The sequence below is a fragment of the Pseudomonas arsenicoxydans genome, assembly GCF_006438915.1.
Lineage (GTDB): Bacteria > Pseudomonadota > Gammaproteobacteria > Pseudomonadales > Pseudomonadaceae > Aquipseudomonas > Aquipseudomonas arsenicoxydans_A.
The window spans coordinates 21,574-31,253 of record NZ_RCZE01000025.1 but is presented as its reverse complement, the minus strand read 5'-3'; the positions used below and the strand labels follow the sequence as shown (position 1 = coordinate 31,253).

Sequence of the window (9,680 nt, the reverse complement as noted above, 5' to 3'; positions counted from 1 at the left end):
TTGGAGGACAGCCCACCGGATGACAAAGAAAAGGTCAACCAGACCTTCCTGCAACCGTTTCTCTCGTACACCACCGCGACCTACACCACTTACGGGGTGAACACCGAGTCGACCTATAACTGGCAATCCCGGGAGTGGTCGGTACCGGTCAACCTGACGGTCACCCAGCTGTTGAAAATCGGCGGTCAACCTCTAACGGTGCAAGCGGGTCCGCGGTACTGGCTCGACAGTCCCGTAGATGGCGAACAAGGCTGGGGCTTTCGCGTGGCGGTGACGTTACTTTTTCCACGTTGATGGATAGATAAAAGTTTGTGATTTACTAGGCGTAACTGACAGGCCATTGGTCTTTATCTGCCTCTCTCTGAGCACGCCACACCCACCCAATATTCATATCAGGTTTTACCTACATGAAATAATCGCCGATCTGCGCTTGAATACGCTTCGAACGCAGACGCTTACACCGCTGGATTTGGTCCTTAGGCAGACGACTTTTCAGCAAATAGGTCCGCGCTCTACCACGGTTACACTCTGAAATCGGACTTTTCCCCGCGCCATTCCGCATGTTGCGAGGATTTTTTTGCCCGTACTTCTATATACGCCCTGCCCATGCTGAACCAATCGTGCTTTCAGGATCCCCCTACATGCATCTAATGAGCCCCCGAGCTTCAATTAGACCAGAGCGTCGCTCGGCTTCAGCTAGATGGCTCACCAGGCTGGCTAAGCTCTGTTGAAGTCTGTCAACGCTCTATTTACGGTGATACACAACGCGGGTTTTGCCCCGCACCACCCACAAAGTGGTCGCGGGGATTTTTTTTCCTTAAATCTTACTCTCTCTCGCTGACAGCTTCTGTTTTGCCCGTCGCGACATCATGTTCAAGCCCTCAATTGTTGCCGAGAACGCCATGGCCGCGTAGACGTAGCCTTTCGGTACGTGGGCACCGAAGCCTTCGGCGATCAGCGTCACGCCGATCATGATCAGGAAGCCCAGCGCCAGCATCACCACCGACGGGTTGTCGTTGATGAACCTGGCCAACGGATCAGCCGCCAGCAACATCACCAGTACCAGTACCAGTACCAGTACCGACACCACCACCGCGATGATCATAATCGGCAAATGCTTTACTCCGAAATAGCAGACTTTCCCCCGCCCCTTAATTGGGTCGCGGGGATTTTTTATCTGGAGTAGGATTTCTAATTTGCTACTTCGCCTATCTATTTCTGTAACCTGCACAACTGCTCGCGGAGTTATCACAACCTGAGAGTGGCAATAAAACGCGCCTTTCAATTGCTATGTGAATACAGAATTTAAAAAGGCGACCAACAACATTTCTATCCACAATCATAGAACTGTCGTGCATATACGCCCCCTGAGCCCTAAGACCGCAAGCATTGAATGATATACTTTACCAACCACACAAACAAAAGTCAAAATTTTAGCTGTTTCAAACTCAACACTTTGTCTTCACCCTGCCGCCTACCTCGCATACAACTATTATGCTGCGTAAAACCGATTAATCAAGAAAAAACATACATCAGTATTCTTCAGGTGGCGCATTAATAATGCTTAACACTTCCTTTGCATTATTGACTGCACCTGCAGCCTCTGTAGCCGCCTCTTCCGCTGCGGAATGCGCTTTGCTAGCCAATGCATAGGCCTCGTAGGCCCAACCGGAGGCCATCACCGACAAACTCAAAGTCAATATATTGGTAAAAACCAAAAAAATTATTAAGCGGTTAACCTTCATTGTATTTCTCTCGTTAAGATGAAAAAACCGGCATCACCCTGGAGTGACTGCCGGTACCACCACATAAGGTTAGTTGTTTGCCGTAATTTTAAGTCTGCGACGCTGGTCTTCTTTAGCTGGCCGGTAAGTATCAGTAGTTTGACCAGCAATCACAGAGTACACGCCTGTACCGAATGCTGTCTCACGCTCCCACTTGTATGTGATGGTGCCACAACCAGTCAAACAGACTGGTACCACCTTCACATTTTGATTAACTTTTGGATATCCTGCGTCGAGCCCCGTCACACTCAAAGATAAAAACGTATTGCCGGGCGCAACTTGAATAGCGGCCGATTGTTTTTCTAAACCCTCGGATGGATCGGTGATGTCCGCATTCGTATTAGGTGTATAGTACACAGTGATGGCCTTACCTAAATCAGAAGCTTTAATTACATAGGGTTCAGGCCCGCTGATGGCGAGATTATTTGTTCCATCATGCCAGCGTGCCGCGCCAGCCTTGAAGTACATAGTATCTCCATCCGGGTCCATCCCTACGCTATTAACCTCTAGGTGATCGCCGGTATCTACGATTCCGTTACCATTATTGTCAGTACTAATAATGTGCGCATAACTCGTCACCGGCATTCGACCTTTTACCGTGGCTGTCTGCGTAGTAACAGCCGCCATAACCGAAGCGCTGGCGACGACACCCAGCACGACACCAAAAGCTTGTGCATGCAAGCGTGTTTTTTTGACGTTAAACGTTTTCACTGGTTTACCTCTTGCTCAAAAAGTATGCCTGCGCTGGGCACTAAATGGCTTCAGCCTTGGCCCGCGCAGAAACTCCAACTGTTGCTCCTCCTCACAAAAGCCTGCCTAAGTTTCTGCCCGTAGGAATTCAACATTTGATAGCCGCACATACTCCCAGTCCTGACGCTGGATAAACGCAAGCATCCCCCTATTAGCGTGTAGGCAAATCCCTCATAACGACGCTCCCACCAATGCAGGTTCACCAAAAATTGGTCGGAATGACCATCTCACGTGGAAAGCACCGACTGGGCTTGAAGGTTTCCCCTACAGCCGAGCCCGTGCGGCAACGACGAGAATTTCCACGTTGAAAACAGCGACTCTAGGATCGATTATTCAATGAATAGCCGACGTCGGGAATGCTGTTTCAAACTCAAACAATCATAAAAACAAAAGGAAGCATTTCTACATGTTCACAGGGACGCGTTTTCTACCTTTCGCCGTAGCTGTACTGTCGCTAGCCTGCACTGAAGCATCAGCCATGCCCAATCCTTATTCGAACTTTGTCGTTTTTGGTGACAGCTTGAATGACGCGGGTCAACTGAACGACACGGGCGGCCCCGCTGGCGCAACTCAGCGTTTTACCAACCGGACCGGCCCGGTCTACTCCGACGGGAGCGGCGAGTTCCGCTCATTCAACTCTACGCAGTTGCTGGGTGGGCGGCTCGGATTCAGGGCAGATCAGACCGCCGCCTCAACCTCGGCGGCGCGCACCAGCCAAGGCCTGCCAGACGGAGATACTTGGGCAGTTGGTGGCTACCGCACCGACCAGATCCTCGACTCGATCACCACCGTATCCGCTACCGGTGAGCGAACCCGTACGGGCTATCTGCCGACCAACAACTTCCATGCCGATCCGAACGCGCTGTACTACCTTTCCGGAGGTGGTAATGATTTTCTTCAGGGACGCGTACAGAGTGGTGCCCAGGCGAATTCCGCTGCCGACCGACTGGCCAACAGCGTTAGCCCGGATCCAAGCAAGCTGATTTATAACGATGGTGTGCACCCGACCGAGGCCGGGCAAAAGCTGGTGTCCGACTACGCCTATTCCTTACTCTCTGCGCCTTGGGAGTTGACGCTGCTACCGGAAATGGCATACGCCACGCTTCGTGCGCATCAGGATGAATTGCGCAACCAGTGGCAATCGGACTGGGAGACCTGGCAAACGGTCGGCCAATGGCGCGCCATTGTCGCGGGTGGCGGCCAGCATCTGGATGTCGATAGCCAAAGCAGCCGCGCAAGCGCCGATGGCAGCGGTTACAACCTGAACATTGGTGGCAGCTATCGGCTCAATGACACCTGGCGTGTAGGCGTGGCGGCAGGTTTCTACCGTCAGAACCTTGAATCGTGCAGCAATGACTCGGACTACAAACTTAACAGTTACCTCGGTACTGCTTTTGCCCAGTTCCAGCAAAATCACTGGTGGGCTGATGCCGCACTGACCGGCGGCAAACTGGATTACGACAACCTAAAACGCAAATTCGACCTGGGTGCCGCCAAAGTTGCGGAAAAAGGTGATACCGATGGCCACCTCTGTGCCTTCAGTACGCGCCTTGGCTATGACATTGCCCAACCGGGTAGCAAATCGCACTTGTCGCCGTTCATCAGTGCCGACTACACCAGTGTGGAGGTCGACGGTTACTCGGAAAAACGGCAATCGTTCCACAGCGCTGAACTTCGATAACCAGACGCGCGACTCGAAGCGTCTGGGCGCCAGCCTGCAGGGTAAATACCAGATCACCCGCAAACCCAAGTGTTCGGCGAATACGCCTACGAACGTGAGTAGGAGGACGACACTCAGAAAGTCGACATATCCCTCAATAGCCTGCCCACACTCGACTTCAATTGAACACACCACAAAGCCACTTGAACCGCATAAGTCTAGGGCTCAGTCACAAATTAAGCGCCGACCTTACGCTGCGTGGTGCTTATACCTTCCGCAAGGATGAAGACTTTACCCAACAGGGCCTCAGCATGGGATTTAGTCTGACTTACAAACAAACAACAATACAAAAACACCCATGCCACCACTGACAGTGGGATTGGATATCCACTTATGATCTATGAGAATTTTAATGAACACCCCCAACTAACCAACAGCGCACAAACCAACAGCGCACAAACCAAACTTCAGCATTGCTTTAGTGAACTACAAAACACCAGAGCCTACCAAAATATGCTTGGACCTTCTGCATCAGCATATCGATGGTAAAAATATACTCATATGAGTCGTTGATAACGACTCTGCTGATGCCAGTACTGAATATCTGCGCACACTGAGCTGGATAAATTTAATAGAGCGATCAACAGCTCAACCTGAACCAGGTCATGTTGCACACGGCAGAGCCTTGGACAGGATTTTAGAGCGGGTGAAACAGACCATCTATTTTTTCTCCATACAGACATCCTCATTTTCGACAACGAAGTCTTCGACATGTTGCTGAGAAAGAGCAGACAGAAAGAAAATACCGTGGCCGTAGGTTGCGTAGAACAAATCAACCGAGGCGTGACTAGAACACTATGGCGATTTAGCTCACGCCTATTTAAACACCACTACAGACGCCTGAAACTATCCCTCAGCTTCAAATGCCGCGAACCGAAGCCGTATAGAGAAACTCACATCAAAAGTTTTTGTACGCTCTGGAATTGCAAGCTCATAAAACAGAGAGGCATGCATTTTCAGATGGATGATCGGGTTCCAGGATACACCCTTCAAGAGCGCATGATAGAACAAGGGTACGGTATTGAAGTTCTTTCGCCCCGCAAAGTCTTTCGATACTTGGACCACATACAGGCAGGAACCGTCGCGGCTGTCGGGGGTATGACGTAACCCACAGACGTACGAAAACATACAATAGTATTATGAATCGTCTTAACAAAAGCAGTCAAAACTGCCCCAATTAACAATAAGCAGCTACGGGTTATCAGTTTTCTGATCTAGCTTTGGCAGAAAAAAAGCCAAGTCCAACAACCCACTGGAAACAACCATCTCAATCTGTCTATCGTTTTCATGGGCGCGATGACTGGCAGTAATCGCATCAACACTTCCACTGCCTATATTGATGCCCTCAACGTAAGCGTAAGCCAAGTGACCTGACGCCAACTCTTTGAGCTCGTAATCCATAAGCGCGGCCGTAAACTCTTCATCAGATTTCATCTTCTGCTGTAGATTTACGAGGTCTAGATTAGAATCGCTCCCCGTCATCAACAGCATGGTAAATGAATGCCTGAGCGAAGACTTTATTTTGGCCAAAGCATCCGGGTCATACCGAGAAGCAAGAGTAACCTGTGCTAACTTTGAATCTTCGAAAAACAACACTGCAAAAAACCCATGATCGGTAAAGTCAACACCTTCGGCGCAAATAGCGTTGGCACCGTAGCGTTCAGGACAACGTTGATATCCTTGTCGATCAGTGTATTGATTCAGTAGTGAATGGTAGTTATATTCCTTATATAGCTGCACCTCCGTAAAAGTATTTTGACAAACAATGCACATACCTAAAAAATCCGACACAGAATGCTTTAACAAATCCTCTATACACTTGTTACTCCCTAAATAAATTCGCTTGCATGCACAACGCTCAAAGACGGAGTCGCCGCCAACAGGGTCAGCGCCCTGATCAAAATTAGTAATTTACTTAAGCCTATTTGTTTTAAAAACACATTAATTTTCGACGCACAAAAGCTTCAAATAGTTCAATCAATCATCTCTACTTGGCTCAACATCCAGGATTCCACCAAAGAAACCGCGTTCAATTTCTCCAGACAATTTAACCTTCGAGCGCTAAGAGAGTGGGACCTTCCGGCCAAATATCATTATCTATATCGACCTCAATAGTACCTGTAGCATCCTGAAATTCGTACAACTAATCTTTTAGGTGCATAATGACATGTCCCTGTGGTAACGCTGGCGAATCATCCAGAGCGTCCAGAGCGCCAATAACTGTAGTGGAAGAGATATTTGCACTAGTCCCGGTATAGCCACCCGAGGCCAAGACAGGAATAGAAAATAAAGGCAATACCATTAAGGCGGTCAAAAAAAGGTTCATACCAGCAGTCCAAGTCATGATTTTAAACCTACACATTAATACACATAACTGAATTCAAGCTTAATACCATCTCACGCATTAATCTCGAAACCAATAAACGTTGACCGCAACTTAATTACGACTCGACAGCAGTCTCGGCATACACCATGGAGCGAAGGGTATGGCGACGATTAGCGAGAGATAAGGAAAGCGATGTCAATAATTTCGCGAGAAGGATGTGATCGTAGGGACACCTTCCCCTACGCCACTAAAGGCGATGAGGTAATCCAAAAGACCTCATCGCAAGAGCACTTCAATCACATCAAAATTAATGCTTGTCGGTTGGAAAAAACGGTAGCCCCGCCACTTGGGGTAATGGTGCATATTGCTTCCTCAATGCGCTCCATGGCACTGCTTTCTCTGCACTGAAAATAGAAACATAGTTCTCATGGGACCAAGTCAGGAAACTTATTGGATTTAAGGCCTGCCCGAAATACTTGACTTCATAGTGCAAGTGCGGGCCTGTACTTTTTCCCGTGTTGCCACTCCGACCCAACGACTCACCTTTCGATATGTACTCTCCTGGCTTGACGTTTATCTCGCTCAAATGGGCATACAGACTTGAAAAACCCAATCCATGCCTGACCACCACGTATTTCCCATAACCAGAACTACCGGCGTTAGTTGCTACGATAACGATTCCGTTAGCGGTCGCATGAATCGGCGTGCCCGAACTGACTCCGAAGTCAACTCCATTGTGCAATCGATACTTCTTCTGGATAGGGTGAATACGTCCTCCAAATCCCGAACTGACAGATCGCAATTCTTTGAATGGCGATCCGTTCGGTACGAAATTCAAGAAATACTTACGCTCTCTGGCCTCTGCTTCGTGCAAGTGCATTGGAGGCAACGGTTTTTCTGGTTTGACAAGAGTGATTTCACGGGGTTTCCAACCGCTATCTCTCAAGCGACTTTCTACGCGCCACAGTTCGTCTTCCTGCCCATTGAAATCACGTAGCAAAGACTGGGAGTCAAATTCGTCCTCACCAAAACCCCTATCGTACATGCCTGATAGGCGGAACGGATCGCTCGCGCTCACATTAGAGGTGCTAAGAATTAGAGTTACACCCAACATGAAAGCCACAACAAGCCTCGCCACTCCATTCATTTTAAACTGTGTAGGCGCACTTAGCCCTCCCGCAACAGTAAATATCAAAATAAAATAATTCATTTAGGCGCACTAACATAAAAATCACGAATAGCAATAGACTCTTCATTGATAGCCCTTACCAACTCCCTGTAACTTAAACCAACTTTGGCTCATACACAGACAGCCATCAAGAAGAACCACCCACATCATCTGCAACGCTGTTCAAACAGCAAACTTACGATACTGAAACAACTCACGAATTGATAATCGCAAAAAGTGCATCGACTGCCAGCAGGGCGATCCTCAAACCTGCGTAGGAATATACCTCCAGGCACCGTTTGTACTACAAGAAGCGCCAATGCAGTCGTGAAGCGCATCAGATGCTGGAGGTCGAGCAATTTCAGTGCCATCGCAAATAGCGGCTGTATGGGGGACCGTCTGGATGCTCAACTTTCTGATTTTCGGTGCAGTAGATTCGCAGGCTGTACAACTTCCCCTGGATTCAAGCAGTTGGCCAGCTCAATGGCGGAGTGATTGGAAGTGGGCAAATCTGTACCCCTCTGGATAAGAAAGGTCATTCGGGGTATGTGTTCTTATTGGATTCGGGGCCGGCGCAGGGAAATGGGTGTGCCCGGCTAGTTGGGTGTCATCGATACCACCATATTGATCAGACCGCTCAGAATCTGCAAGGTGTTCACATCGTCCGATCCTATCCAGGTCTTCGCCACCACACTGCGCCGTAGACCGGTGATCATATCCTGCATCTCGCCATCCATCGTGGCGTTGTGGATCTGCGTCACCACCAGGCTACGTGATCCATGTATCAGGCCTTTGTTAAACGATGGGGGCTCGGCCTTCTGCCAGCGTTGATTAAGCACGCCGCAATCCGTTCCAGTGGGGCCTATTACTTGGGAAACAGCAGCAGATCAGGATCGTAGGCGCTGTTCAATCAGTTGAGCGTCCATGAGCCAGTTAATTGGCTGTGCAAAGTATTTGAAATCAACCACTCAAGCTACTACGCCCACCGCCTCGGGTGTGGAACGCCGGATGTCGAACGGCTTCGGTTGCGCAGCCTATTGAGCAAGTTGTTCTCGCAAAGCCGCATTGCTGCCGGCAGCCGTCGCCTTCTCTCTTTGATGCGTAACGATGGCGAGCAACTCGGTCGGCTCAAAGTACGTAGCTTGATGCGCGAGCTTGATGCGCGAGCTTGATTTGGTCACTAAACAACCCAGATCACATGCCTACAAAGAGCGACGGAAGAACGATTCGACCTCCTAAATACCTTAAACCGCGAGTTCGATATCTCGGCCCCCTCAGTTGTGGTGCGGCGACATCACCTGCATTTTGGCCCAGGGGAAATGGCACTACTTAGCTGTCGTGCTGGATCTTTGCGCACGCCGGGCGGCGGGCTGGGCGTTGTCGGAAAGCCGGACTCCGATCTGGTTATCAAGTCGCTGAATATGAGTTGCAAGCAACGAGGAAAGCCTCAGGGCATGCTGTTTCACTTGGATCAAGGGTCGCAGGGACGATTCATTCGTTTCGCCAGCGGCGGCGGCGGCGGCGGCGGCGGCGGCGGCGGCGGCGGCGGCGGCGGCGGCGGCAAAATCGAATGCGCCAGGGCATGAGTCACCGGGGAAATTGCTGATACAACGCGCCAATGGAGCGCGTGTTCCGCAGCTTGAAAACGGAATGGATACCGACCACGGGTTGGTACAATAACAACGAACAACGGCATAGCCTTATCCCCTTCGTCACGCCGGCCGAACGGTGGCGAGGCCTGGCCCATCCCGTCCTGGCCCGGTGGCCTGAGCTGTACGAACGAGCCAAAGAGCAAAAGCCGGAACGGTGGTCGGAGCGGACACCTAACTGGGAGCTGATCGGTACCGTGTTGTTGAACCCGGATCGAGAGCAACAGGTTGAGAAAAGAGCGGCATAGTTAGACGGTTGGCGCCACAACCGCCTTGAAAAACG

The 9,680-nt window shown here is 50.0% G+C and carries 5 protein-coding genes and 5 pseudogenes; 4 read left to right on the top strand and 6 right to left on the bottom strand.

The window, feature by feature from the left end; genetic code table 11:
* Positions 1-294 (top strand): annotated as a pseudogene (locus tag EAH78_RS31485) (transporter); the annotation flags it as partial.
* 523 nt (positions 295-817) lie between these two features.
* On the opposite strand, the pseudogene EAH78_RS31480 reads toward EAH78_RS31485, so the two are convergent.
* The 3 genes and pseudogenes from EAH78_RS31480 to EAH78_RS31470 form a co-directional block, all read right to left on the bottom strand.
* Positions 818-1,120 (bottom strand): annotated as a pseudogene (locus tag EAH78_RS31480) (TerC family protein); the annotation flags it as partial.
* Between the two features lie 412 nt (positions 1,121-1,532).
* A complete protein-coding gene (locus tag EAH78_RS31475) occupies positions 1,533-1,745 on the bottom strand; it encodes a hypothetical protein (protein ID WP_140672179.1) in 213 nt (70 codons plus the stop codon).
* 69 nt (positions 1,746-1,814) lie between these two features.
* A complete protein-coding gene (locus EAH78_RS31470) occupies positions 1,815-2,495 on the bottom strand; it encodes a ZirU family protein (RefSeq protein WP_140672177.1) in 681 nt (226 codons plus the stop codon).
* 445 nt (positions 2,496-2,940) lie between these two features.
* On the opposite strand from EAH78_RS31470, the pseudogene EAH78_RS31465 reads away from it, so the two are divergent.
* Together EAH78_RS31465 and EAH78_RS32955 are read left to right on the top strand one after the other, a co-directional pair.
* Positions 2,941-4,565, top strand: a pseudogene (locus tag EAH78_RS31465) (autotransporter domain-containing protein).
* A 101-nt stretch (positions 4,566-4,666) separates the two neighbouring features.
* Positions 4,667-5,435: pseudogene (locus EAH78_RS32955) on the top strand (glycosyltransferase).
* 10 nt (positions 5,436-5,445) lie between these two features.
* On the opposite strand, the gene EAH78_RS31455 reads toward EAH78_RS32955, so the two are convergent.
* From EAH78_RS31455 to EAH78_RS31445, 3 genes are all read right to left on the bottom strand, one after another.
* Positions 5,446-6,060, bottom strand: a complete 615-nt coding sequence (locus EAH78_RS31455; protein ID WP_140672175.1) for a hypothetical protein — start codon at positions 6,058-6,060, stop codon at positions 5,446-5,448.
* A gap of 827 nt (positions 6,061-6,887) precedes the next feature.
* Positions 6,888-7,790 (bottom strand): M23 family metallopeptidase, encoded by a 903-nt coding sequence (locus EAH78_RS31450; protein ID WP_140672173.1) that lies wholly within the window; start codon positions 7,788-7,790, stop codon positions 6,888-6,890.
* 554 nt (positions 7,791-8,344) lie between these two features.
* Complete coding sequence (locus tag EAH78_RS31445; RefSeq protein ID WP_140672171.1) at positions 8,345-8,587, bottom strand: hypothetical protein; 243 nt, start codon at positions 8,585-8,587, stop codon at positions 8,345-8,347.
* A 60-nt stretch (positions 8,588-8,647) separates the two neighbouring features.
* Here EAH78_RS31445 and EAH78_RS32950 point away from each other — a divergent pair.
* Positions 8,648-9,645: pseudogene (locus EAH78_RS32950) on the top strand (IS3 family transposase); the annotation flags it as partial.
* Positions 9,646-9,680: the final 35 nt, after the last annotated feature.